Raw genomic sequence first — 24,758 nt, forward strand, 5'->3', positions numbered from 1 at the left:
AGGATTAAGCCTTGAATCTTGGCTGAGGATCTTGATCTCAGTGAAGAAAGTCGTTTTATGGTTTGAATACTTAAGTTTGAGCAATCGTAATCGCCCTTTAATGCTGGAGTTGTTCTGTGAGCAGGCGGCTGGATTCCACCAGACGGTAGAGAAAACCGCTGCTGTCTACGCTATGGAGCGGTTTGCGCCAGCGTAGCATCACATCGGCAAGCTGGCGGAAAGCATGGCTGGAATCGGCGTCAGGAAAGGCATCAAGTACGGTGCGTCCCAAACGGGATGCACGTTTTAGTTTTTCGTCTTCGGGCACATAGCCAATCAATTTCATTTGCACCGCATCGCCCAAATACTGCTTGGCCACGCTTTTAAGGCGATTAAAAATCAGCCCTGCTTCGGTAATGGTATCGACGCGATTGACTAAAATCCGGAAATCACGCCTTGCGTATTCGGTGCCGAGTAATTTAATGGTGGCGTAAGCGTCGGTGAGCGATTCGGCGCTATTGGATACAATTACCATCACATCGTCGGCAGCAAGGCTAAGGCAGGGCACGCCATGGCTGGCGGAGGGGCGGGTATCGAGTAGTAAAAACTCGGCGTATTGGGTGAGCTGTTCAAATTCGGCTGATAGCCACGTTAGCTCGCGCTCATTCAGGCTGCTTAATACGGTGGCTTTGGCGCTAATCGGCAAAATAGAAAAGCCCGCTTCGGTAGCAAGCAGGGTATCGGCCAGCGTGACTTCACGGCGCAACACATGATCCAGCTCGTGTTTTTGTTCTAGGCGCATGCGGTGGGCGGCATTGCCCATGCCGGTGAATTCGTCTAATAAAATCACTTCACGATTGCGTTCGGCCAGCGCTGCGGCCAAGTTAATCGCCAGCGTGGTGGTGCCACTGCCGCCGCGACCGCCATTGAGGCTGATGCTGCGGCAGGGCGTTGGGGCAATCATGGCGCGCAAGCCCGCTGCTTGATCTGACCAAAGACTAGCCACGGGAATGGCTCGCATGGTTTATATTGAAATCAAGCGGGCTATCCATCGTGCCGCCTTGCGCGCCCATAAAGAGTGGAAATTCATCAGGCTTGAGGGTAAAAGCGCTGTTTTGCGTTTCGCCTCTGAAGGCTCTATCAACCAGATACGACACATTGGCACGGTGCAGATCTTCTGGCACACGCTGCCCATTGGTTAAAAAGTGCAGGCGGAGTTTATGCCGGATCGCCACATCAAGGCAGCCGCCTAAATTCATGGTTTCATCGAGCTTAGTCAGAATGCAGCCCGCTAAATGGGTATTGCGATAGCGGCGTGCCACATCGTCTAGCGTGCCCGTTTGAGCATTGGCAGCGAGCAGCAGCAGGGTCGATACATTGTCTTCGTCAAACAAGGCTAGTTGCTCACTGATGCGCTGATCGCGCTGCCCCATGCCGACGGTATCAATCAGTACCAGATGCTTTTCGCTCAGATCGGCAAGGGTAAATTGCAAATCGGTTTCGTCTTTGACTTCATGCACCGGCACACCGATGATGCGGCCGTAAATACGCAGCTGATCGTGCGCACCAATCCGGTAGCTGTCGGTGGTGAGCAGGGCCACCGAATCTGGCCCGTGTAAGAGCGCACAACGCGCCGCCAGCTTGGCTACGGTGGTGGTTTTACCCACACCCGTCGGGCCGATGAGGGCGTAGATTCCGCCGCGGTTGATCAAATCGTCGTCTGTGGTCGCTGCAGCCAGATTATGCGTGAGCGCGGCTTTTACCCAGCGCATGCCTTGATCCAGCGTCATTTGCGCTGGCATTTTTTCAACGAGTTGGCGTGAAAGCGCTGGGCAAAATCCAGCGGATAAAAGCTGGCGCAAGGCTTCGAGCTTTTCAGGCGCATGGCGCGATAATTCACCCCAAGCCATGCCTGCGAGCTGGCTTTCTAGTAAGCCACGCAAGAGGCGGATTTCGCGTGCAATGCCATCCATCGCTGCTTTATCAGCCAGGCTTTGTGTTGGTGGTGCTTCATCGTCTTCAAAGCTGAAAGTAGGCAAGGCCTGGGCAGGACGACGCGGTGGTGGCGGCGCAGGCCGTGGTGCTGGGCGGCTAGGTCTGGGCTGCTGATATTCTGGATTGCTGTCGAGCGGTATGGGCGCGGTAGCGGCAGGCTCCGGCTGGCGTGGTGCATGGCGATTGCTGCGCAGGACAACCGGCTCATCGTGCAGGATATGCTTGGTGCTGGGTTCTTCATCGTCATCATCGGGGATGGCGTAAGAGCGGGCGAGGGCTTTGCTGATTGGCGCAGCAGCTTGCGCGCTTTGTAGCAGCTTTGCGCCATTTTGCGCGCCGCGGGTATTTTGTTGTGGCGCAGGGCGTGGCTGTGCGGCAACGTTTTGGACGTTGGTCAGCGCGGCGACATCGGCGTCTGCCACGGCCATGATCTCTATGCCACCACCAGACACCTGGCGGTTGGATAAGATAAGCGCATCTGGGCCAAGTTCGTCCCGAACCTGACGCAGCGCGTCACGTGTAGTCGCTCCGTAGAACTTTTTTACGACCATATCCAGTTGCCGTCTGAAAACAAAAGATGATCCTCGTGCAAGCCAATGGGTATGAAATATACAGTTTAGCTGCGTGTATTTTAGTATGTTTTGTCAGTTTACTCTTAAGCATACCTAGCTTAATTAGGTAATTATTCTTTAATTTATCTGGACAGTTGTTTTTACCTACCTGATTCGAGTTTAATTGGCCCCTAACATCCCTACAATTCTGATGGTTTTACTATCAGGAATCTCGGTATGCGCAATCACGCGTAAGCCCGGAATAGAGCGGCGTAAAAATCGGCTTAGCATCGGGCGCAGCTGGGCAGGGGCGATCAGCACGGTGCTCAGACCTTGCTGCTCTAATTGCTCAGATAATTCAGAGGCTTGTTTCAATACGCGCTCGGCAAGGCCAGGCTCTAAGCCGCCTTGCGAATTACCCGAGACGGCCGAGAGTAGAATATTTTCGAGCTGTGGCTCAAGCGTCACAACTTGCAATTCGTTTTCGCCAGGGAAAAGCTGATGAACAATCGCCCGGCCCAGCGCCACACGCACGGCAGCGGTTAGCTCGTCGATATTTTGGGTGCGGACAATATGCTCGGCCAGTGTTTCCAGGATGCTCCGCAAGTCGCGGATATGCATCCCTTCTTCAAGTAAATTTTGTAATACTTTCTGTAAAGTGCCGACAGGAATAATTTTGGGAACCAAGTCTTCCAGCAGCTTGGGTGCTTCTTTGCCAAAGTGCTCAAGTAATTGCTGGACTTCTTCGCGGCCTAAAAGCTCAGCAGAATGGCTTTGTAAAATATTTGAGATATGGGTGGCCACCACGGTGGAAGCATCCACCACGGTATAGCCAAAGGCTTGCGCCTGATCGCGTAAGCTGCCATCAATCCAGACGGCAGGTAGGCCAAAAGTAGGGTCTTGGGTTGGCGTGCCAGGCAGTTGGCCGATGGCGTTGCCCGGATTAATGGCCAGCCATTGCGCTGCAAAAGCTTCACCCGTGCCCACATCTACGCCTTTGAGTTGGATGCGGTATTGGTTGGGCTTAAGCTCTAAATTATCGCGGATATGCACGGAGGGCACCAAAAAGCCTAGCTCTTGTGCAATTTTTTTACGGATGCCGCGAATGCGCCGCAGTAATTCGCCATCTTGATTGCGATCGACGAGCGGGATCAGCCGGTAGCCAACTTCCAAGCCGACCGGATCGACGGGCTGGACATCATTCCAGCTGACTTCTTGCAAGGGGGGCGTTGCAGCGGGCGCGCCACCCGGAGCGCCTGCGGGGCCTGCTGCCCCGCCATCGGCTGCTGCAGTTTGCAGAGCGTTGGTTCTGTTGCGCTGGTCAAGCTGCCAGGCGATGCCGCCTAAAATAAAAGCCATAAGCAAAAAGGCCATATGGGGCATGCCGGGGATAATGCCTAAAACGCCTAAAACACCTGCGGTAACATACATGACCTGCGGCTGAGAAAACATCTGACCTAAGATTTGCTCGGATAAATCTTCGCCGTCCCCTACGCGTGAAACCACAATACCGGCCGCGACCGAGATAATCAGAGAGGGGATTTGCGCTACAAGGCCATCACCAATGGTCAGCAGGGTGTAGGTTTTTCCCGCTTCGGCAAAAGGCAGATCATGCTGCGCCATACCAACAATCAAGCCGCCGATGATATTGATCACCATGATCATTATCCCGGCCACCGCATCGCCACGCACAAACTTGGATGCACCATCCATAGAGCCGAAAAAATTAGCTTCTTGCGAGATTTCTGAGCGGCGGCGTCTGGCGTCTTCTTCGCCTATCATGCCGGCGTTTAAATCCGCATCAATTGCCATTTGCTTACCGGGCATGGCGTCCAGCGTAAAGCGGGCAGATACCTCGGCAATGCGCCCCGCACCCTTGGTAATCACCACAAAGTTAATAATGGTCAGAATAATAAAACCGATCACACCGACGGTTAAATTATCACCAATCAAAACGTGGCCAAACGCTTCAATCACCTTACCTGCAGCATCTGCGCCATTGTGGCCTTCTGTCAGCACCAGCTTGGTTGAGGCTACATTTAAAGACAGCCGCAGTAGGGTGGTAAACAGCAAAATAGTGGGGAAGCTGGAGAATTCAAGCGGCTTACGGGTGTAAAGCGCCACCATGAGCACAATGATGGAAATCGCAATATTGAAGGTAAAAAAGAAATCGAGCACAAGCGCGGGCAGCGGCAAAACCATCATGCCGAGCACCATAAGCACCAGCGCAGGGCCGGCTAATTTGCTGTAATTAAATGTACGCCACATGGGGCATTAAGCTCTGGATTGATCGTTATGTTTCGCTGCCGGGGTCTAGCTCGCTAGGTACAGGTAGCTCATCGGCCAGGTTGGGCTCATCGCCACCATAATTTTGCCAGTGTTTAAGCTGGTAGATATAAGCCAGCACTTCAGCTGCCGCAGTATACAGTGCAGCGGGAATCTCGGCTCCGAGTTCAGCATGATGATAGAGCGCTCGGGCAAAAGGCGGGGTACGCACTACAATCACTTTATGCTCTTTGCCTAGCTCAATAATGCGCTCTGCCAGTAAAAATGCGCCTTTGGCTACGACCTTGGGCGCACGCATGGCTTCGGTATATTGCAGCGCCACAGCGTAGTGAGTCGGATTGGTGACAATCACATTGGCTTTGGGAATCTCACTCATCATGCGTTTTCGGGCGGCTTCGTGTTGCAACTGGCGAATCCTACCTTTTACTTCCGCTGAGCCTTCGGCATCTTTCCCTTCCTGCTTGACTTCTTCCTTGGTCATGCGCAGGCCCTTGTAATAATCCCAAAGCTGATAGGGCGCATCAATCGCTGCTAAAAGAGCGAGCGAGCTAATGACGAGCAATAAAGTGTGTTGCACCATATCCCACATAAAGGGCAGGCCTATCTCCAGCGGCATGGTAATTAGCTGCAAAAATTCTTCTCTTTCACTCCAGAGCACCCAAGCGGCTACACCACCAATTAAGCTCGATTTAAGAATGGTTTTAACCATGTTTACAACGCTTTTAAGCGTAAACATACGGCCAATGCCACTAATGGGATTCATGCGGGAGAAATTGGGCGCTAAGGCATCAAAGGTAAATAGCCAGCCTCCGACTAAAACAGGCGTAATTATTGCTATAAGTGCGCAGGGCAGAATAATCGGCAGGCAGGCCATCAGTGCTTTATAGCTTGAGCTCATAAAGTGCAGCAGCATTTGATTGGGGTCGGCGATGGTGGCGCGGTTAAAAGTAAGCTCGGTGACAAAAATGGTTTTTAAAGTTTGTAGCAGCTCAGGCCCAAGCTTGATCAGGGCGACTACGCCAACCATTAAAATTGAAAAAGTGGCTAATTCTTGCGAGCGTGGAATTTGTCCTTTACTTCGCGCCTCCTCAAGGCGCTTGCCAGAGGCGGGCTCCGTGCGTTCTGCATCTGAATCTTCAGCCATTATTTCTCCTTAAAACACGATAGCCCCATGCCATTCTAAAACGAGCATCAACAAGGACTGAAACAAAAGCTTTGGGGTCTTCTGGGCGTGCTTTCCCGCTTACGGGGATAAGACATTTGCTGAGTTTATCATAGCCATTTATCAGGGCTGGCACTGCAATTGCTTATGTTATGTTTACATTTATTGAGGAGCCTGGTCATGGCGAGCAATCTCACTGTTACAGCCAGTGCGCAAACGAGTCGTTCAACAGATTTACGTTCCTCAGTTTCAATGGGGGCAGATACTGCTCAGCCGTTTGCCAAAGTACTGGAGCGCGAAGTCAATACCCGCCAGGAAGGGCAGTCTGCCGAGTCAGGTGAGAAAAAACCATCAGAGCCCGCAGAAGGCAGCGCGAATAGCGAAGAAAAACAAGCCGTTGCTGCTAGTGTGCAAGCTGTTCAGCCTTGGCTGGCGATGTTGCAAGCGCAGGCAATCTCTCAAACAGCGCCTGTGATTGCCGATGTGCAAAATGAAGTGGGCGTTGAAGGCAGCGTGCTGGATCTGAGCAAGCTGGGTCAAGGCTTACTAGGCGAAGGTAATGCTAAAGACGCTCAGGATTTTAGCGCTTTAGAAGACGCTGATTTTAATCCGGCAAGTTTGCTCGCCGGTGGAATCGATGCGGCAAAATTTGCCTTGCTACGGCAAAAAGCGGCCAGTGGTGCTGAGGGGTTTACTGCACCAGCAGATGAGTTTTCTGCTTTATTGGCAAGCTCTAAAGATCAGGTTTTGTTTCCTAAAATAGATGCTGTACCACAAATGACGCTACGCACGCCTGCGGTGGAGGCCAAGCCTGCTACACCTCAACACACGGTGGCAGAGCCTATGGGTAGCGCTCGCTGGGGCGATGCCGTGGCACAGCGTGTTTCGATGATGCTGCAAGATCAGCATCAGCAAATTGATATGCAGCTTAATCCTCCGCATTTGGGCCCGATGGAAGTCCGTCTGACCATGTCGGGCGAGCAGGCCAGCGTGGTATTTAGCTCGCAGCATGCTTCCGTACGCGAAGCACTGGCGGCTGCAACGCCTAGATTGACGATGCTGCTGGCTGACCAGGGTATTCAGTTAAGCAATGTGCAAGTGGCGTCTGATTCTTTGAGCCAACATACTCAGCAACAAGCCCAGCAGCAGGCCCAGCAACAAGCAAGCAGTCAGCAAATGGATCAGCAGCGCCAATCCAGATCACAGCAGTTTATGGGTGATCTTAGTGGTGCTTATGCTGATGGTCAGCCCAGAGTGATGACAGACGTTGCCTTACCTGTGGCAAGAAGTGGTTTAAATCTTTATGTTTGATCAAAGCCAATCTTGTTGCTTTACCACAAGACTCGCAGCTTACTACCTGTTTGTTAATGCTTTTTAAGCTATAATCAACTCTATTATTTCCAAGGCCCGCGCCCCTCGCTCTTTGTTCGGGGCGCTTTGTTCTGGCCTAAACACTTCTTTTTTATCAAATATTTCAATCCATTCAAGGTGATGTGATGTCAGATGCCAAAGTGGAAGCAGCGCCTAAAGCGAAGAAAAATATTCTTTTGTTCGCAGTCATTGGGCTATTAGTTGTTTTATTAATCCTTGTTGGCGGGGTTGCAGCCTTTTTATTAACGAAAAGTAGTGATCCTGCTGCCGATGAAGTGGCTGCAGAGGCTACGGCACAAGACGATGTAAAAAAGAAAAAGAAAGATAAGAAAAAGAAAGAAGAGCATCCTGCTGTGTATGAGAAATTGCCGCAATTTACAGTTAATTTGTCTTCGGATGAGGGCGAAGCAATTTTGCAGACTGATATTTCAGTAGAGCTGGGTGACCCGTTGGTGGCAGAAAAAATCAAAGCGCAGATGCCAAAAATTCAGGCTCAAGTAAACAAATTATTGCGTTCTAAAACAATTGTAGAAGTAAAGGCAATTGATGGAACAGATAAGCTTGCAAAAGAAATTCGCGAGCTGATGAATAAGATTTTGCACGCTGAATCTGAAGATGAAGGCGTTGTTTCAGTGAACTTTACAACGTTTATCGTTCAGTAAGCTGCGTCATAAAACGTGTTTGGCGTATTGATTACGTCTTAATTGTAATGGGTTTAATAAGCTGTAAAAAGACGCTTTGCTGCCGGTGGCAGGCACTAAGGCGTCTTGCTTGCAGTTATATATTTAATAACGGGTAAGTGTTTATCCGGACTAAGGATTATGGCAGACGATATCCTTTCTCAGGAAGAGGTCGACGCGCTACTGCGCGGTGTGACTGGTGAAGAAGATTCTTCCGACGAAGAGGTCGATGCTTCTGCTGTCCGTGATTACGATATCGGCCGTCAGGAACGTATCGTTCGCGGCCGGATGCCGACGCTTGAAATCTTGAATGAGCGTTTTGCACGTAATTTGCGGGTGGCCTTATTTAACTTTATGCGCCGCAACGCAGAAATCTCCGTTGGCCCCGTTCGGGTTCAAAAATACAGCGAATTTATTCGCAATCTGGTCGTTCCCACCAATTTAAACCTGATTCAGATGAAGCCGCTACGCGGAACGGGCTTGTTTATTTTTGATCCCGATTTTGTGTTTCTAGTGGTGGATAATTTATTTGGCTCAGATGGCCGCTATCACGTGCGGGTTGAAGGGCGTGATTTTACGGCGACCGAGCAGCGGATTATTCAGCGCCTTTTGGAAGTGGTTTTTGAAGAATATCAAAAGGCATGGTTACCCGTTTTTCCTTGCGAGTTTGTTTATGTTCGCTCGGAAATGAATACGCAATTTGCCAATATCGCCACGCCAACCGAAGTGGTAGTGGCCTACACATTTAAAATTGAGTTGGGCGCTGGGGGCGGCGATTTTCATATCTGCTTCCCTTATTCGATGATCGAGCCGATCCGAGATGTCTTGTACAGCACCATGCAGGCGGATCGGATTGAAGTCGACAATCGCTGGACCACCTTGATGCAAAAGCAAATTCAGCATGCAGAAGTGGATTTGGTCGCTACTTTAGGCAATGCAAAAGTAACCTTAGGTGAAATTTTGGAATTGCAGCTGGGTGATATTATTTCTTTAGAAATCCCCGAAGCCATTATTGCTGCTGTGGATAATGTGCCAGTGCTGGAGTGTAATTACGGCACTTTAAACGGGCAATATGCTTTAAAAGTGAGTAAAGTTCTCGGCTCTGCTGAAGCATTAACGGGCAGTGAGACGGAAGGAGGCATTGATGAGAACTATGAAAAGAGAAAACCATAAGTTGTAATCGTCGCAGAATCAAAGAGAAAGCCATAGCATGTGAGTTATGGCTGATAAATATATAAAAAGTCATGGCAGTGAATCGTGGCTGATGAAAAGCCAAGGAGTACTTAATAATGGCTGATGAAGATGAAATGGCAATGGATGACTGGGCTGCCGCCTTAGCCGAGCAAGAAGTGGCTGATGCTGCGATCGCAGATAAACCGGATGTACAAGCGGCTGATATTTTTCAGCGCTTTGATACCAGTGCGCCAATTGCTAATGCGCCAAGTAATATTGATATGATTTTGGATATTCCCGTTTCACTGACTGTGGAGCTGGGCCGGACTAAAATCGCTATTCGTAGTTTATTGCAATTGGCACAGGGATCGGTGGTGGAACTCGACGGTATGGCGGGTGAGCCAATGGATGTGCTGGTTAATGGTTGTTTAATTGCGCAGGGTGAAGTGGTGGTGGTGAATGATAAATTTGGTATTCGTCTCACCGATATTATTACACCGGCAGAACGTATTCGCCGTTTACATAAGTAAGCTCATGCTGTTCTTCTTTCGTTTCTTTGCGCTAGCTTGCTTCCCTTTGATGGCTCAGGCAAGTGCATCCTCCCCTGTTGCCGCATCTCCTTCCAGCCTGATGTCGATTGCCCAAGTGGTGTTGGCACTGGCTTTTGTGATCGGCCTGATTTTATTCAGTGCATGGCTGCTGCGTCGCCTGTCTGTATTACCAATGAATGGCGGGCAAAAGGCGCCGCTCAAAGTGGTGAGCGGCGTCATGGTGGGCAGTAAGGAGCGGGTGGTGGTGGTTGAAGTAGAAGGCAGCTGGCTGGTGCTGGGGGTAACATCAAGCTCGGTGAACCTGCTGCATACCCTGACCGCCCCCGAGCAAGTAGAGTCAGCTCCGGTTGTTTCTTCTTTTGCTGCAAGCCTGGCGGCTGTTTTACAAAGGAAAACACCTTGAAACGCGCCATGATTGTTGTGCTGAGCATAGTATTGGCCGGGGCCGCTTTTGCTGCAGACCCCGGTATTCCTTTTATGACAGCCAATGCGCAAACAGGGGGCACGCAATATAGCCTACCTATTCAAACGCTATTGTTTCTAACCGCGCTTGGTTTTTTACCTGCGCTCTTATTAATGATGACTGCATTTACCCGTATTGTGATTGTTTTGTCTTTATTGCGCCAGGCATTGGGCACGATGCAAGCACCGCCCAATCAAGTGATTGTGGGCATGTCTTTATTTCTTACTTTTTTTATTATGTCGCCGGTATTTGATAAAATTTATCAAGTGGCTTATCAGCCTTATGCAGAGCAAAAAATAGGCTTTAATCAGGCGGTTGAAAAAGGCGTGGTGCCATTAAAAGATTTTATGCTGAAGCAAACCCGCCAAAAGGATTTAGCATTTTTTATTGATATCTCCGGCGAAAAAAAACCGAATGGCCCTGAGGATGTGAGCTTACGTACCCTTGTGCCTGCTTTTGTGACCAGTGAGCTTAAAACGGCGTTTCAGATCGGCTTTATCGTTTTTATTCCCTTTATTATTATCGACTTTGTGGTGGCGAGTATTTTAATGGCCATGGGGATGATGATGGTGTCCCCTGTGATTATCTCCTTGCCCTTTAAGTTAATGCTCTTTGTCTTGGTGGATGGCTGGGCTTTGCTCATGGGATCCTTAGTGCAAAGCTTTTATGTTGCGGGGTAGCGCAAATGACGCCAGAAGCCGTTGTAACGGTGATTCAAAGAGCGATGGAGGTGATGGTGCTGCTGGGCGGGCCATTGCTGCTGACCGCGCTGGTGGTCGGGTTGGTGGTGAGTATTTTTCAAGCGGCAACACAAATCAATGAAGCCTCACTTTCTTTTATTCCCAAGCTGCTGATTACTTTTCTGGTCTTTGTTTTGATTGGGCCATGGATGATTGAAACGGCTATGGATTACACCATTCGCTTATTTCAAAGTATTCCGCAGTTGATTAGCTGATGAAAGATATCTGGACAGTTAGCCAGCTACAAATCGATTTATGGCTCGCTATTTTCTGGTGGCCGTTTTGTCGTATCTTCGGTTTTTTATTGGCTGATCCGTTTTATTCAAGCAAAGCGATTACTGTTAAAGTACGCATCTGTGTGGCCATTTTTATTTCTTTGATTATTGCGCCTGTATTGCCTGCGATGCCGCAAGTGCCGATTGTTTCCCCTGCAGGTATTCTGATTGTGATTAACCAGTTACTGATTGGTATTGCTATTGGCTATATTGTGCGAATTATTTTTTCTGCTGTAGAAATGGCTGGGCATTTAGCAGGTTTGCAAATGGGGCTGGGTTTTGCCTCTTTTTATGATCCGCTACATGCGACCAGTGTGCCGATTGTGGCGCAGTTTTTAAGCCTGATGACCATTCTGGTGTTTCTTGCTTTGAACGGGCATTTGATGGTGCTGCAAACTTTACTCACTAGTTTTACCAGTTTACCGATTCGGGTAGAGCCTATTTCGGGATTGGGCTTTAAACTACTAGTGGATTATGGTTCGCAGATTTTTAGCGCCGGTGTTTTATTATCTCTGCCAGTGATAGGCTCGCTGCTAGTGACCAATCTGGCAGTAGGGATTATGACGCGGGCAGCACCACAGTTGAATGTGTTTGCTGTGGGTTTTCCTCTGATGATGGGGATTGGCCTGCTGGCCATGTATTTGTCTTTACCCTATATGCCCGCCCATATTGAAATCATGCTGAGTGAAGGCTCACGCTTCGCAGCCAAGATGGTGGCTGCTTTTGCGGGTAAGTCTTAATTTAGTGTGGCTGCACCAGAAGTTTTTAGCTATCAGGCGTGTAGATTTTTACAATAATTCCCGAGTGCTTTACTCGGGTATTCTCAGTGTTATAATCTCTCACATTAGAATTTATTTTTTGGAGCAACACCCCATGACCATGGCGATTGCCGACGTGCAAAACACGGTGGATACCCGCAATATTGCGATCAATAAAGTGGGCATTAAGTCCATTCGTCACCCAGTTAAAGTAGCGGATCGTACCGATGGCGTGCAGCACACTATCGCCATGTTTGATATGTATGTGTTCTTGCCTAAGCAGTTCAAAGGTACACATATGTCGCGCTTTGTTGAGATTTTAAACAGCCACGAGAAAGAAATCTCGGTGGATTCTTTCGAAACGATCCTGCGCGAAATGTGCGATCGCCTAGAAGCAGAATCTGGTTATTTGGAAATGCGTTTTCCGTATTTTATTAATAAGACAGCACCAGTGTCTGGCGTGCAGAGCTTGATGGATTACGACATCACCTTGGTGGGTGAGTTGAAAAACGGTGTGTTTGAGCAAAAGCTTAAAGTATTAGCGCCAGTCACTAGCCTTTGCCCTTGTTCAAAGAAAATTTCTGCCTATGGCGCGCATAATCAGCGCTCGCACGTGACCGTAACAGCCACGCTGGCAAAGAGCATTTGGATTGAAGAAATTGTTACCCTGATCGAGGAAGAAGCCTCTTCTGAGCTATGGGGTTTACTGAAGCGTCCGGATGAAAAATACGTCACCGAGCGTGCTTACGATAATCCGAAGTTTGTAGAAGATATGGTGCGTGATGTGGCCGCCCGTGTTCATGCAGATCCTCGTGTTACAGCCTATGTGGTTGAATCAGAGAACTTTGAGTCGATTCATAATCACTCCGCTTATGCACTGATTGAGTACGATAAGCGCGAAGCGTAATTTTTAAATTGGATTTGGCGCATGCTTTGACCACACTTTTTTTGTATTTTACTTTCAGTATTTGTCAAAACGAGTAAGTCTGGTATTTTGGTAACTGCACTTGGCTTCGCAGTAGTGCGAGCCTTGTATACGCGATTGGCAAAGGCTTATTTTGTGTGTAGTTGACGTTTGAATTTTAGCTTGGGTTGTTTTATAGCCACCCCTGAGCAAACAATCGAATAATGCTGCATCAACAAAGCTGTTTACTTAATTACTAGGGAAAACGTGATGTCTAGCAAGATGATGGGTACTGTAAAGTTTTTTAATACCGAAAAAGGGTTTGGTTTTATTTCTCCTGAAGACGGCAGCAAAGATGTGTTTGTACATTTTTCTGCTATTCAGTCTACAAGTTTTAAAACCTTGGATGAAGGGCAGCGAGTTGAGTTTTCTGTTGAGCAAGGACAGAAAGGCCCCGCAGCTGCAAACGTAGTGGCTTTGTAAGAGCAACGTTTCTGTTGATTGACTATTGCAGCCTGCCGGACTTAAGTATGATTAGTGAAAGAATGTCCGGTTCTAGATAGATTTTGATACAGACCAAAGCCTCGGAAACGGGGCTTTTTTTGATTGGATGCACTATGTATATTATTTTGATTGGATATTTATACGTGGTGATGATGTTTTCTATTGTCATGGGTACCATCGCCAAGGGCTTGGTCGTGTTCTTTATATTTGGCTTTATGCCGACTGTGATTCTGATCTGGCTTAAACGCGGCAAGCAGATTGTGAAAGAGCGTAAGCGGGAAGAAGGGGAAGATGTGTAGGGCGGATGAAACCTGCTATTTTCTTGTTTGAGACCATATGCAGGCCTCGCTTACAAATAAAAAACCAGAGCCATTAAGACTCTGGTTTTTTTATGCACCAACGGTTATTTTGCTAGCAAGGGCATTTACTGATTTTTCCTGCGCCGGGAAAGCGTGCTTCAAGGCAGTATTGATAAAACTCTTTGCGCGTTTTAGCGGGCACTTCGGGGTGGTGGGCCTGCATATGCGCCAGATAGTTTTCATAATCATGCACGCCCACCATCAGGCGGCAGGTCTGGACTACTTTATGGGCATGGCTTCTAAAGGTGGAGCCTGCTTGCAGAAATTTAAGCATGGCCACCCTCGGTTTGTAATTGCCCACCAATTTCTTGCACGGTGACATGCTTATGGCCCAGTGCTTTGCGAATTTGAATAATGGCAGCCACTAGCATTGTCATGGCAACCAGCATAAAGAAGGCGCAAAGAGCAGTGTTAATTTGATTGTTAAATACAATCCTTTCCATGTCTGCAATATTTTTGGCAGGGGCGAGCAGTGTGCCGTCGGCAATGGCGGTATTAAAGCGTTTTGCTTGCGCTAAAAAGCCGATTTTAGGGTTTTCATGGAAGATTTTTTGCCAGCCAGCTGTCATCGAGGTGATAAATAGCCACACCGTTGGCAGAATGGTTACCCAGGCATAGCGTTGTTTCTTCATCTTAAAGATGACTACCGTGCCAAGCAAAAGCGCCATGGTGGCGAGCATTTGGTTACCAATCCCAAACAACGGCCACAGCGTGTTGATCCCACCTAATGGATCGGTCACGCCTTGATAAACAAAGAATCCCCAGCCAGAAACCGCCACGGCTGTGCCGATTAAATTGCCGACCCATGATTGGCTTTTAGCTAAGCCAGGGATAAATACACCCACGGTATCTTGCACCATAAAGCGGCAAGCACGCGTGCCTGCGTCAACGGCCGTTAAGATAAAGAGCGCTTCAAAAAGAATTGCAAAGTGATACCAGAAGGCCATCATGGCGGTGCTGCCGGTGATGGTGCTGATGATATAGGCCATACCCACGGCAAAGGTCGGTGCGCCGCCTGCACGCGATAGAATCGAATGCTCACCTACGTCTTTAGCAATTTGCGCCAAATACTCAGGCGTAATCACAAAGCCCCAGCTATTAATCACTTGCGAGGCGCTTTCTACCGTGGTGCCGATGAGTGCTGCGGGGGAGTTCATGGCGAAATACACGCCAGGCTCGAGCACCGAAGCGCAAATCAGCGCCATCAGCGCTACAAACGATTCCATCAGCATTGAGCCATAGCCAATCATGCGGATATGACTTTCTTTCTCGATTAACTTAGGCGTGGTGCCGGAGGCGACCAAGGCGTGAAAGCCCGATATTGCGCCGCAAGCAATGGTAATAAACAAAAATGGGAACAGGCTGCCGGCAAAAACAGGGCCGCTGCCATCAATAAAGCGGCTGACTGCAGGCATTTTTAACTCGGGCGCGGCAAAAATAATCCCCACAGCTAAGCCTGCAATCACACCAATTTTTAGGAAGGTAGATAGATAATCGCGGGGTGCTAATAGCAGCCAAACCGGTAATACCGAAGCAATAAAGCCATAAATAATCAAGGCCCAGGTGAGCTGAGTGCCGCTCATGGTAAAGAAAGGCCCCCATTCAGGGCTGGCTGCAATATTGCCACCGTAGATAATGGCCGCCATCATCAGCACAAAGCCAATCAGTGAAATTTCACCAATATGCCCAGGGCGTAGATAACGCATATAAACGCCCATAAACAGCGCAATGGGAATAGTGGCTGCTATCGAGAATACGCCCCAAGGGCTTTCAGCCAGCGCTTTAACAACGACTAAAGCTAGGGCGGATAAGATAATAATCATCACGCCTAGCGCGCCCAGCATCACAATCACACCGGCAAATGGCCCTAGCTCTTGCTTGGCCATTTCCCCCAAGGAGCGGCCATCGCGGCGGGTGGAAATAAATAACACTAAGAAATCTTGCACTGCACCAGCCAGCATCACGCCGACCAAAATCCATATCGTGCCGGGTAAAAAGCCCATTTGTGCTGCCAGAATCGGCCCAACCAAGGGGCCTGCTCCTGCAATTGCGGCAAAGTGATGGCCGAATAACACCCATTTATTGGTGGGGACATAGTCCAGACCATCATTGCGGCGCTGGGCGGGGGTAGGGCGGTTATCGTCGAGCTCGAAGATTTTTTCGGCGATAAATTTGGAGTAAAAGCGGTAAGCAATGCTGTAGCAGGAGATGGCAGCTAAAACCAGCCAGACTGCGTTGACATGCTCTCCCCGGCTGAGCGCCAGCATGGCAAAGGAGAATGCGCCACCAAGAGCTACCAGCAGCCAGACCCCCCATTTTTTAAAATGATTCATCGCCTTTCCTTATAAGTGTTTTATTTTGAATAACTTACATGCAGGGCGATGATGAAACGATGCCGCTGATCGTCACATAGGTGCTTTCCCTAGGAGTCAGTTAAAAACCTAGCCTTTGTAGGAAAAGGACAACATTTTGTTTCAAACAGGGGGAGCAGGGCGACAAGGTATCGCGTCATATCTCTTTATGGAATGGGCTTGAGGATGAGATGAATTTAGATGCGTGGCAATAAAGTATTTTTGTACTTTATTGCCACGTTAGATCAGTGCGGGAATAAAAAGTGTGGCACAGCAATAAATGCTACTCCAGCCAGAATCAGCGTCACTTGCTGAGCGGTATCTTTAAGCTGAGGGCGTTTATGCAGGCCAGGGATGAGATCGGCAATGGCGACATAAATCATGCTGGATGCACCCAGCGCCAGCAGATAAGGCTGCCAGTGGGTAACGGTTTGCAGCGACCAGTAGGCGAGCAGCGCGCCGATTAATGCGGCTAGCGACGACATGGCATTGAGCAGCAAGGCTTTGGTTTTGCTATAGCCTGAATGCAAGAGCACAATAAAATCGCCGACTTCCTGTGGCACTTCGTGAGCGATAATGGCCAGCGATGTGGCGATCCCCACATTAATATCAGTCATAAAAGCAGCGGCAATCAGTGCGCCATCTAAGAAATTATGGAAGGTGTCGCCGACAATAATCATCAGCCCCGCTCGGCCGTGGCCGTGGCCATGCCCGTGTGTATGTTCGTGCGGCTCTAATTCTTCGCATGCTTCGTGATGGCAATGCCGCCAGATCACGAGTTTTTCCATAATAAAAAACGCTAGAATCCCTGCGAGCAGTGTTAAAGAGATGCTCGATGCTGAAGGGCTTTGTGAGTGTTCTTCGTGATCTGTGTCTTTGCTTGCAGAGTGATCGTGTTCTGCGTGGGTATCCGCTTTGCTGACAAGGTGCTCATGCTCTGCCATGATCGAATTATTGCTTGTTGTCTGGGCGACAGCAGGCCGATGATCGTGTTCACCAAAAGCATGGGGAAGAATTTCTAGAAAGGCGGCTGCTAAGAGCGAGCCGACGGCAAAACTGACTAATTTTGGAATCCAGCTAGGCCGTGCGGCGTAGGCAATACATGCGGCGGCGAGCACACTGAGTAAGCTGCCCGCTACGCTGGCGGTCATAATCCAAGCAAGAACACTCATTAAAGACTTTCAAAATATCTGTAGATGCAACAGTGTATCATTCCATCATCATTCGGTCAGCCAAATTAAGCTGGCCATACGGCCTGTGCGCTGATCGCGGCGGTAAGAAAAAAAGCGATCGGAATCCGTAACCGTGCAATAGTCGCCGCCATAAATCGCGTGTACACCACAGGCTTGTAGCCTTTGCTTTGCCAGTAGATAAATATCAACCAACCATTTTCCATTGTTTCTGCTGGGTCTAAATGCGTTGATTGCGGTGCTATCGTGCGCCATAAATGCCGTACGGACTTCTTCTCCCACTTCAAACGCATTCGGGCCAATGGCAGGCCCAAGCCAGGCCATGAGCGTATCAGATGGTACTTGCATCTGCGTAATGGTGGCTTCGATCACGCCACTGCAAAGGCCGCGCCAGCCCGCATGGGCAGCCCCAACCACGGTGCCAGCCTGATTGCAAAGTAAGACGGGCAGGCAGTCTGCCGTCATCACCGCGCAGACTGCGCTTACAGTATGCGCAGTCACGGCATCGGCTTCGGTATTTTGCAGAGCAGTGGCAGCATCGACCACCTGTACACCGTGTACCTGCGTTAGCCATACCGGGGCGCTAGGCAGATACTGGCGCACAATGGCCCGGTTGTGAGCAACCGCTTCAGGAGAGTCGTCAACATGGTTGCCCAGGTTGAGGCTCGCCCAAGGCGCGGTACTTACACCACCGTGGCGGCTGGTCGAAATAGCCTGCACCGTGGCAGGTGCAGGCCAATCCGGCCTGATCCACATTGGGGGGAGTGGCTTATTCACGGACATACATGACTTCGCAGTCGCTATCGTCAACATCCCAATCGTCGTCCCAGTCTTCTTCCAGCATGCCAGCGTCTAAGCGCAGCACATTGACCAGCATGTCCATGTCTTCCGGAAGCGCGGCTTTCCAAGTCATGGTTTTGCCGGTTTCAGGGTGAATAAGCGACAGTTTGCGGGCATGCAATGCCTGACGTGCAAATTCACCGAGTGCAATACTGACTTCCGGCGAGTGTAGTCTTGGTTTGCCGCCATAAATCGGGTCAGCTGCCAGCGGGTGATTGATATGCGCCATATGCACGCGGATCTGATGCGTGCGGCCCGTCTCAAGCTGACATTCAACTAAGGTGTGCGCGGTAAAGTGTTCGCGAATCTTATAGTGAGTCACTGCATGCTTGCCTGAATACACTACCGCCATTTTAATTCTTTCTTTAGGATGGCGGCCAATTGGGGCGTCTACTTTGCCATCATTGGAAAGTAAACCTTGAGCAATGGCCATATAGTGGCGCTTGACTGTACGTGCTTGTAATTGTTGCACAAGACTATTTTGCGCCATCAAGGTGCGTGCAATCACCATTAAGCCACTGGTATCCTTGTCCAGTCGGTGTACGATGCCTGCGCGGGGAATAAGTTTAAGCTCTGGGTAGCGGTGGAGTAAGCCGTTAAGTACAGTGCCTGTCCAGTTGCCTGTGCCGGGATGCACAACTAAACCCGGTGCTTTATTCAGCACAAGTAAGGTAGCATCTTCGTAAATAATATCTAATTCGATATCTTCAGGCTGAAAAGCACTAGTCTCAGCTTCGGGTTGGGGTAAGACACTAATCGTTTCACCACCCCATAATTTTGTTTTGGGGACGGCAGGGTTGCCGTTAAGAAAGACTAGGCCGTCTTTAATCCATGTGGAGAGTCGGTTACGGGAAAATTCGGGCAGCATCTTGGCTAAAGCAGCGTCCAAGCGCTCCCCAGCCAAATCGGATGGCACGGTCAGGACATGCGCCTGCTCGAAGTCGTTATAATCGTTTAATTCGTTTTCGGAATGCATCATGAATAAGATTCTACCGCGATTCATCGTCTCTGCAGTACTTGCCGGATTATTGGCAGCTTGCGCATCCACTCCTGATGAACAGGATGAAACCCGTGGCTGGACGGCCGAGAAGATTTTTACCGAGGCAAAAGCCGAGCAAGACAGCCGCAATTTTGATCGTTCAAACAAGCTGTTTGAAAAGTTAGAAGCACGTTTTCCTTATGGCAGACATGCTCAGCAAGCGCAAATCGAAACGGCTTATAACCATTATAAAAACCAAGAGCCTTTGTTGGCTTTTGCGGCAATCGATCGCTTTATTAAGCAATACCCAGCGCATCCAAATATTGATTACGCCTACTATTTAAAGGGTTTGGTTAACTTTAACGAGGCGCAGGGCTTCTTATCCAGCCTGATCAAGCAGGATATGTCGGAGCGCGATCCAAAGGCAGCAAGGGAGTCATTTGATACCTTCCGCCAGCTTGTTACCCGCTATCCAGAGAGTAAGTACGCCGCTGATTCAACGGTACGTATGGGGTATTTGGTTGGTGCATTGGCTAGCCACGAGTTGCACGTAGCTAAGTACTATTACAACCGTGGTGCATTTTTAGCCGCAGCAAATCGTGGTAAATATTTACTAGAAACGTATTCGAGTACCAAGCAGGTGGAGCCCGCTTTAGGCATCATGGCCTTGGCTTACGATAAGCTTGGTTTAGTTGAGTTGCGTGACGATGTGAAAAAAGTGTTGTTTAAGAATTACCCGCAAACAGCAGTATTGGATGAGGGCGTTTTGTTCTCTGACGCTGACTGGTGGAAGCCTTGGTAAGAAATATTTAGTTTATTTGCGATCCGGGGGTTTACAGGCTGAAATTAGCTCTGTAATATTCGGATCTCTTTCGGGGGGTATAGCTCAGTTGGTAGAGCGCTTGCATGGCATGCAAGAGGTCAGCGGTTCGATTCCGCTTACCTCCACCAGAACGGTTTAAGTCATAAAATGCCATGGCTTATAAGTAAAGTTTTAGATTGATCCCATCGTCTAGAGGCCTAGGACACTGCCCTTTCACGGCGGCGACCGGGGTTCGAATCCCCGTGGGATCGCCAAGTTTTATAGTGCGGCTGTAGCTCAGTTGGATAGAGTATCTGGCTACGAACCAGAGGGTCAGGAGTTCGAATCTCTTCAGCCGCACCACAGTATTTGCAGTAATGCATTAAAAGTATGATCCCATAGTTTAGCGGTTAGAACACTGCCCTTTCACGGCGGCGGCCGGGGTTCGATTCCCCGTGGGATCGCCAGTTTAAAAAACCTGCCCATGTGGCAGGTTTTTTTTCGTCCGTACAAGCCACAGGCTTTCCCGTGTAAAATTCTGGCGGGACTCTCTCTTAGGAACACTATGATAGCGTTGGGTCGTTTTCTCTCGGTAGAAGGCATTGATGGCGCGGGTAAAAGCACTCAACTGGCGTGGATTGCACAGTGGCTGGCTCAGCAAGGCATTGCCTTTGTCCAAACGCGCGAGCCAGGTGGCACACCTATGGGCGAGAAGCTGCGTGAGTTACTTCTTACCGAGCCTATGCACTTAGAAACAGAAACGCTGCTGATGTTTGCAGGGCGGCGTGAACATCTGGCGCAAGTGATTTTGCCTGCGCTAGAGCGTGGCGATTGGGTGCTGTGTGATCGCTTTAGCGATGCCAGCTATGCCTATCAGGGCGGCGGACGAGGCTTGCCGCGCGAGAAGTTTATTGCGCTGGAGGAATGGGTGCAGGGTAGTGGCCTAAATAAAATCCAACCTGATTTAACATTTATTTTTGATGTACCCTTGGCGGTTAGCCAAGAGCGTATGGCAAATGGCCGTACTTTAGATCGCTTTGAGCGTGAAGCCGCTGATTTTCATGCGCGGGTGCGTGCAGCTTATTTAGAAAGAGCTGCTAGCGAGCCGGAGCGGATTCGCGTGATTGATGCTAATCGCTCTTTAGAGCAAATCCAAACCGAGCTAGCTGAGATACTGAGTACCCTACTTTAATGCGAAGCCGTCGGTTTCCATGAGCGGATTTGCGTGATTGATGCTAATTGCTCTTTAGAGCAAATTCAGGCCGAGCTAGCAAAGATACTGGGCACCCTACTTTAACCAGAGCAATGAGTGCCACGATGAAAACACTTTACCCTTGGCAAGCAGCGCCTTGGTCGCAATTGATGCGTGAAATTGATCGCCTGCCACACGCCATGCTGATCACGGGTGAGGAAGGTATCGGAAAAAAGCGCTTTGCAGAATACCTGGCGCAATTTCTGCTCTGCGAAGACGAAGCAAAAACCACTGCACCATGTGGTGTATGCGATGGTTGCCGCTGGTATCTGGCAGGTAATCATCCTGATTTTCGGCTGGTTTCTCCAGAAGACGGGGATGGGGAAGCGAGTGAAGATGCCAAACCTAAGCGTAAATCGCAGGTGATTGGCGTTGATGATATTCGTGATCTGGCTGATTTTGTGAATCTGACGGCACATAGAAAGGGCATTCGTGTGACCTTGGTGTATCCGGCAGAGGCATTAAATATTGCCGCCGCCAATGCTTTTTTAAAAACGCTGGAAGAGCCGCCATCTGGTGCCGTGTTTATCTTGGTATCCAATCACTGGCGGCGCTTATTGCCTACGATACGTAGTCGCTGCCGGGTGTTTCCTATGGCCACTCCCGATCAAACTGCGGCAATGGCATGGCTGGCGCAGCAGCAAGTGGTTAACCCTGCTTTGCATTTATCGCATACGGGCGGCGCACCTTTGGCTGCACTGGATGATGCCAGTGCAGAGTGGTTGCCTAATCGTAAAGCGTTTTTAGCGCATATTGCCAATCCGGCGGCTTTAGATGTGCTGGCAGTGGCTGCGGAGCTAGAAAAGGCTAAACTGGAAATGGCATTAGTAGTTGGCTGGTTGCAAAAGTGGGTGCATGATTTAATCAATATAAAGATGACGGGCAAACTTCGCTATTATCCTGATTGGGATAGCGATTTACGCCGCATCGCGACTCAATCATCTGCCTTTTTTCATTACACAGATCGTTTGAATGAAGCCATGCGTCTTGCGCATCACCCTTTAAATCAGCGATTAGTGTTTGAATCTTTATTGTTTGCTTACTTGGATGCACTGCGTGGTAAAAGCAGTAAGGGAAGAAAATGAGTGAACCTATTAAAGCACCGGTCTCGCGCCCTGGTGTGTTATCACTAAATATTAAAGAAAAAGCCGCTTTATATGCTTCATACATGCCTTTTATAAAGGGGGGCGGGATTTTTATTCCGACCAATAAGGCCTATGTATTGGGCGATGAAGTTTTTATGCTGTTATCTCTTTTAGATGATCCGGCCAAAATTGCAGTATCAGGCAATGTGGTCTGGATTACGCCTCAGGGTGCGAATAATAATCACCAGCAGGGCATCGGCGTGAAATTCTCTGGTAATGAGGCGGGTAATCAGGCCAAAACCAAGATTGAAGGCTTGCTGGGCGGCTATTTGCAATCTGCTCGCACCACGCACACGATGTAATTCGGGTGTTTTTAAAAAGACCTAAGTCTGTAGATACAGAGAACACCGAGTTTAAAAGCAGAACACTGAGAAAATGCACTTCGGATGAAAGCATTTGCTTGCGAAAAACATGAAATGCCTGAATCAAAATGATGCAATGTGTATATATGCTTACTTTCGTTGTGCCACTCTGTGATTCAAGATTTAGGTTTTGTGTGTGCCCGAAGTTCTGACGTAAAACCCTATTAATCTCTTCGAAGTCCTTATGTTTATTGATTCGCATTGCCATATTAATTTCCCCGATCTTGCAGCCAATATCGACCAGCACTTAGCTAAGATGGCTGAAAATAAAGTGACGCATGCTTTGTGCGTAGCTGTGAATTTGCCAGAGCTGCCTTCGGTATTGGCCCTTGCTGATGCGCACGCTAATATCTTTGCTTCGGTTGGTGTGCACCCAGATTACGAAGATACGCCAGAGCCAACGGTTGAGCAGCTTGTTGAGCTGGCTTTGCATAAAAAGGTTGTGGCGATTGGTGAAACGGGGCTGGATTATTATCGCTTGCAAGGCGATTTGGAATGGCAGCGCGAGCGCTTCAGAGTGCATATTCGCGCCGCAAAAATGGCTGGTTTGCCGCTGATTATTCATACCCGTTCTTCGGCGGAGGATACGATTCGTATCCTAAAAGAAGAAGGCGCGGCGGAAGTAGGTGGTGTATTGCACTGCTTTACCGAGAGCTGGGAAGTGGCGCAGGCGGCGATGGAGTTGGGGTTTTATATATCTTTCTCAGGCATTGTGTCGTTTAAAAAAGCCGTTGAGCTACACGAAGTAGCGCGTTTAGTGCCTTTAGATCGAATGCTCATCGAAACCGATTCGCCCTATCTGGCCCCTGTGCCTTTCCGTGGTAAGCAAAACCAGCCAGCCTGGGTGCGGCATGTGGCTGAATCGATTGCCGATTTGCGCGGCGTGAGTGTGAATCAGATTGCAGACGCCAGCACGGCTAACTTCTTTAAATTATTTGCTCGAGCTAAAGCATGAATGCACTAGCGATGCCGATGGTGGCAACACTGGCCGATTTGCGCGGCATGAGCGTGAACCAGACTACGGATGTCAGCAGGGCTAACTTCTTTAAACTCTTTCACCTGGCCACAGTATGAAAGTAGAGGCGCTTTTACTGGGTGTAGGTTCCAGCGGTGGCTCGCCAGCACTGGGCTGCTCTTGCCCGACCTGCGCCTCGACTGATCCCAAAAACAGCCGTACCCGCGCCTCTGCCGTGCTGCGTGCCGGGGGTAAAACTTTTCTGATCGATACCGGCCCTGATCTGCGCCATCAGGCCTTGCGCGAGCAGCTATTGCATGTAGATGCGGTGCTTTATACCCACCCCCATGCCGATCATTTGAATGGTATCGACGATATTCGCGCTTTTTGCTGGCTGCAAAGAGCGGCTATTCCGGTGTTTGGTAATGAGTTTATGCTCGACCATATCCGTCAGCGTTTCCCCTATACCCTGTTTCCGCCTAATAATTTCTGGGATAAACCGGTACTGACTCTGCATTCGGTGAGTGATAGCACTTTTGAATTTGCGGGCATTGCTATCGAGCCTATTCCCCTGATGCACGGCAAATGGCCGATTCTGGGCTATCGCATTGGTAATGTGGCGTATTTAACTGATGTGTCCGAGATCCCCGCTACCAGCATCGCCAAACTGCAAGGCCTGGACATCGTATTTTTAGATTGCCTGCGCCGCGTGCCTCATCCTACGCATTTTTCTGTTGATCAGGCGATTGCTGCAGCTCAATTGATTGGTGCAAAGCAAACCGTGATGATCCATATGACTCACGAGCTGGAATACCAAGCACTCTCACAAGAGTTGCCTGCGGGTATGGTGGTGGGCTATGACGGCATGCGATTGATCAGTGAAGTAACTTAATTAGCTCACCTCATATGCTGCCTGAATTGTTTCTTAAAATTAAAAGACGGTTAAGCAATTGCTGGTTCTGAAACAAAAATAGCAGTGATTTGATTATTATTTGCACATTTTCTGTCATATCTCTGAATGATAATCACCCATCGATGAAAGGTAGGGGATTATTCACAGAAAAAGATTGGGGCTAACTTTCATGATCTAATGGTGTCTCTTACAGGTATTTATCTGTATCCGTAATAGAG

The 24,758-nt window shown here is 49.2% G+C and carries 27 protein-coding genes and 4 tRNA genes; 22 read left to right on the forward strand and 9 right to left on the reverse strand.

Annotation, left to right across the window (positions count from 1 at the left end; all coding sequences use genetic code 11):
* Positions 1–97: 97 nt before the first annotated feature.
* The 4 genes from VN23_RS20765 to flhB form a co-directional block, all read right to left on the reverse strand.
* On the reverse strand, positions 98–1,000 hold the full coding sequence (locus VN23_RS20765; protein ID WP_046350375.1) for a MinD/ParA family ATP-binding protein: 903 nt from the start codon (positions 998–1,000) through the stop codon (positions 98–100).
* On the reverse strand, positions 978–2,525 hold the full coding sequence (flhF, locus tag VN23_RS20770; RefSeq protein WP_046350374.1) for a flagellar biosynthesis protein FlhF: 1,548 nt from the start codon (positions 2,523–2,525) through the stop codon (positions 978–980). The genes VN23_RS20765 and flhF overlap by 23 nt, the downstream gene beginning before the upstream one ends.
* Before the next feature lie 180 nt (positions 2,526–2,705).
* The gene (gene flhA / locus VN23_RS20775) at positions 2,706–4,793 is read right to left on the reverse strand and encodes a flagellar biosynthesis protein FlhA (protein WP_046350373.1); all 2,088 of its coding nucleotides are present in this window, start codon (positions 4,791–4,793) and stop codon (positions 2,706–2,708) included.
* Between the two features lie 25 nt (positions 4,794–4,818).
* Positions 4,819–5,955, reverse strand: coding sequence for a flagellar biosynthesis protein FlhB (gene flhB, locus VN23_RS20780; RefSeq protein ID WP_046350372.1), 1,137 nt, complete (start codon positions 5,953–5,955; stop codon positions 4,819–4,821).
* A gap of 198 nt (positions 5,956–6,153) precedes the next feature.
* Here flhB and VN23_RS20785 point away from each other — a divergent pair, with 198 nt between their 5' ends.
* From VN23_RS20785 to VN23_RS20835, 11 genes are all read left to right on the forward strand, one after another.
* On the forward strand, positions 6,154–7,284 hold the full coding sequence (locus VN23_RS20785) for a flagellar hook-length control protein FliK (RefSeq protein ID WP_046350371.1): 1,131 nt from the start codon (positions 6,154–6,156) through the stop codon (positions 7,282–7,284).
* Between the two features lie 185 nt (positions 7,285–7,469).
* Complete coding sequence (locus tag VN23_RS20790) at positions 7,470–8,006, forward strand: flagellar basal body-associated FliL family protein (RefSeq protein WP_046350370.1); 537 nt, start codon at positions 7,470–7,472, stop codon at positions 8,004–8,006.
* 159 nt (positions 8,007–8,165) lie between these two features.
* Positions 8,166–9,197 (forward strand): flagellar motor switch protein FliM, encoded by a 1,032-nt coding sequence (gene fliM, locus VN23_RS20795; RefSeq protein WP_046350369.1) that lies wholly within the window; start codon positions 8,166–8,168, stop codon positions 9,195–9,197.
* Between the two features lie 116 nt (positions 9,198–9,313).
* Entirely contained in the window at positions 9,314–9,727 is a 414-nt protein-coding gene (gene fliN / locus VN23_RS20800) for a flagellar motor switch protein FliN (RefSeq protein WP_046350368.1), read from the forward strand.
* A gap of 4 nt (positions 9,728–9,731) precedes the next feature.
* The gene (fliO, locus tag VN23_RS20805) at positions 9,732–10,151 is read left to right on the forward strand and encodes a flagellar biosynthetic protein FliO (RefSeq protein ID WP_052746409.1); all 420 of its coding nucleotides are present in this window, start codon (positions 9,732–9,734) and stop codon (positions 10,149–10,151) included.
* 8 nt (positions 10,152–10,159) lie between these two features.
* Positions 10,160–10,891, forward strand: coding sequence for a flagellar type III secretion system pore protein FliP (gene fliP / locus VN23_RS20810; RefSeq protein WP_156455279.1), 732 nt, complete (start codon positions 10,160–10,162; stop codon positions 10,889–10,891).
* A 5-nt stretch (positions 10,892–10,896) separates the two neighbouring features.
* Positions 10,897–11,166 carry a flagellar biosynthesis protein FliQ gene (gene fliQ / locus VN23_RS20815; protein WP_046350366.1) on the forward strand — a complete coding sequence of 90 codons (270 nt, stop codon included), beginning with the start codon at positions 10,897–10,899 and terminating at the stop codon, positions 11,164–11,166.
* The gene (fliR, locus tag VN23_RS20820; protein ID WP_156455236.1) at positions 11,166–11,966 is read left to right on the forward strand and encodes a flagellar biosynthetic protein FliR; all 801 of its coding nucleotides are present in this window, start codon (positions 11,166–11,168) and stop codon (positions 11,964–11,966) included. Before fliQ ends, fliR begins: the two co-directional genes overlap by 1 nt.
* Before the next feature lie 118 nt (positions 11,967–12,084).
* Positions 12,085–12,891 (forward strand): GTP cyclohydrolase FolE2, encoded by an 807-nt coding sequence (folE2, locus tag VN23_RS20825; protein ID WP_442905410.1) that lies wholly within the window; start codon positions 12,085–12,087, stop codon positions 12,889–12,891.
* A 267-nt stretch (positions 12,892–13,158) separates the two neighbouring features.
* Positions 13,159–13,371, forward strand: a complete 213-nt coding sequence (gene cspE / locus VN23_RS20830) for a transcription antiterminator/RNA stability regulator CspE (RefSeq protein ID WP_046350364.1) — start codon at positions 13,159–13,161, stop codon at positions 13,369–13,371.
* Positions 13,372–13,505: 134 nt separating this feature from the next.
* Positions 13,506–13,691 carry a hypothetical protein gene (locus tag VN23_RS20835; RefSeq protein ID WP_046350363.1) on the forward strand — a complete coding sequence of 62 codons (186 nt, stop codon included), beginning with the start codon at positions 13,506–13,508 and terminating at the stop codon, positions 13,689–13,691.
* Positions 13,692–13,803: 112 nt separating this feature from the next.
* Here VN23_RS20835 and VN23_RS20840 read toward each other — a convergent pair whose 3' ends face one another.
* The 5 genes from VN23_RS20840 to rluD form a co-directional block, all read right to left on the reverse strand.
* The gene (locus VN23_RS20840) at positions 13,804–14,025 is read right to left on the reverse strand and encodes a YbdD/YjiX family protein (protein WP_052746408.1); all 222 of its coding nucleotides are present in this window, start codon (positions 14,023–14,025) and stop codon (positions 13,804–13,806) included.
* Positions 14,018–16,084, reverse strand: a complete 2,067-nt coding sequence (locus tag VN23_RS20845) for a carbon starvation CstA family protein (RefSeq protein ID WP_046350361.1) — start codon at positions 16,082–16,084, stop codon at positions 14,018–14,020. The genes VN23_RS20840 and VN23_RS20845 overlap by 8 nt, the downstream gene beginning before the upstream one ends.
* 263 nt (positions 16,085–16,347) lie before the next feature.
* Complete coding sequence (locus VN23_RS20850) at positions 16,348–17,274, reverse strand: ZIP family metal transporter (protein WP_046350360.1); 927 nt, start codon at positions 17,272–17,274, stop codon at positions 16,348–16,350.
* 48 nt (positions 17,275–17,322) lie between these two features.
* Positions 17,323–18,075, reverse strand: a complete 753-nt coding sequence (pgeF, locus tag VN23_RS20855; RefSeq protein ID WP_046350359.1) for a peptidoglycan editing factor PgeF — start codon at positions 18,073–18,075, stop codon at positions 17,323–17,325.
* A complete protein-coding gene (gene rluD / locus VN23_RS20860; protein ID WP_046350358.1) occupies positions 18,062–19,111 on the reverse strand; it encodes a 23S rRNA pseudouridine(1911/1915/1917) synthase RluD in 1,050 nt (349 codons plus the stop codon). The genes pgeF and rluD overlap by 14 nt, the downstream gene beginning before the upstream one ends.
* Here rluD and VN23_RS20865 point away from each other — a divergent pair.
* The 11 genes from VN23_RS20865 to VN23_RS20910 all read left to right on the forward strand — a co-directional run bounded on the left by VN23_RS20865 (position 19,110) and on the right by VN23_RS20910 (position 24,519).
* A complete protein-coding gene (locus VN23_RS20865) occupies positions 19,110–19,913 on the forward strand; it encodes an outer membrane protein assembly factor BamD (RefSeq protein WP_046350357.1) in 804 nt (267 codons plus the stop codon). The genes rluD and VN23_RS20865 overlap by 2 nt on opposite strands.
* Before the next feature lie 73 nt (positions 19,914–19,986).
* Positions 19,987–20,062 (forward strand) — tRNA-Ala (locus VN23_RS20870).
* A gap of 50 nt (positions 20,063–20,112) precedes the next feature.
* Positions 20,113–20,188, forward strand: a tRNA-Glu gene (locus VN23_RS20875).
* Between the two features lie 11 nt (positions 20,189–20,199).
* Positions 20,200–20,276 (forward strand) — tRNA-Arg (locus VN23_RS20880).
* A 29-nt stretch (positions 20,277–20,305) separates the two neighbouring features.
* Positions 20,306–20,380, forward strand: a tRNA-Glu gene (locus VN23_RS20885).
* A 98-nt stretch (positions 20,381–20,478) separates the two neighbouring features.
* A complete protein-coding gene (gene tmk, locus VN23_RS20890) occupies positions 20,479–21,105 on the forward strand; it encodes a dTMP kinase (protein ID WP_046350356.1) in 627 nt (208 codons plus the stop codon).
* A 125-nt stretch (positions 21,106–21,230) separates the two neighbouring features.
* A complete protein-coding gene (gene holB, locus VN23_RS20895; protein WP_046350355.1) occupies positions 21,231–22,250 on the forward strand; it encodes a DNA polymerase III subunit delta' in 1,020 nt (339 codons plus the stop codon).
* Positions 22,247–22,612, forward strand: a complete 366-nt coding sequence (locus tag VN23_RS20900) for a PilZ domain-containing protein (protein WP_046350354.1) — start codon at positions 22,247–22,249, stop codon at positions 22,610–22,612. Before holB ends, VN23_RS20900 begins: the two co-directional genes overlap by 4 nt.
* Positions 22,613–22,856: 244 nt before the next feature.
* On the forward strand, positions 22,857–23,627 hold the full coding sequence (locus tag VN23_RS20905) for a TatD family hydrolase (RefSeq protein ID WP_046350353.1): 771 nt from the start codon (positions 22,857–22,859) through the stop codon (positions 23,625–23,627).
* Entirely contained in the window at positions 23,624–23,746 is a 123-nt protein-coding gene (locus tag VN23_RS22335) for a hypothetical protein (RefSeq protein WP_257722036.1), read from the forward strand. Before VN23_RS20905 ends, VN23_RS22335 begins: the two co-directional genes overlap by 4 nt.
* Complete coding sequence (locus VN23_RS20910) at positions 23,743–24,519, forward strand: MBL fold metallo-hydrolase (protein WP_046350352.1); 777 nt, start codon at positions 23,743–23,745, stop codon at positions 24,517–24,519. Before VN23_RS22335 ends, VN23_RS20910 begins: the two co-directional genes overlap by 4 nt.
* The last annotated feature ends 239 nt before the right edge of the window (positions 24,520–24,758 follow it).

Origin of the sequence: Janthinobacterium sp. B9-8 (assembly GCF_000969645.2) — a bacterium.
Classification (GTDB): Bacteria; Pseudomonadota; Gammaproteobacteria; order Burkholderiales; family Chitinibacteraceae; genus Iodobacter.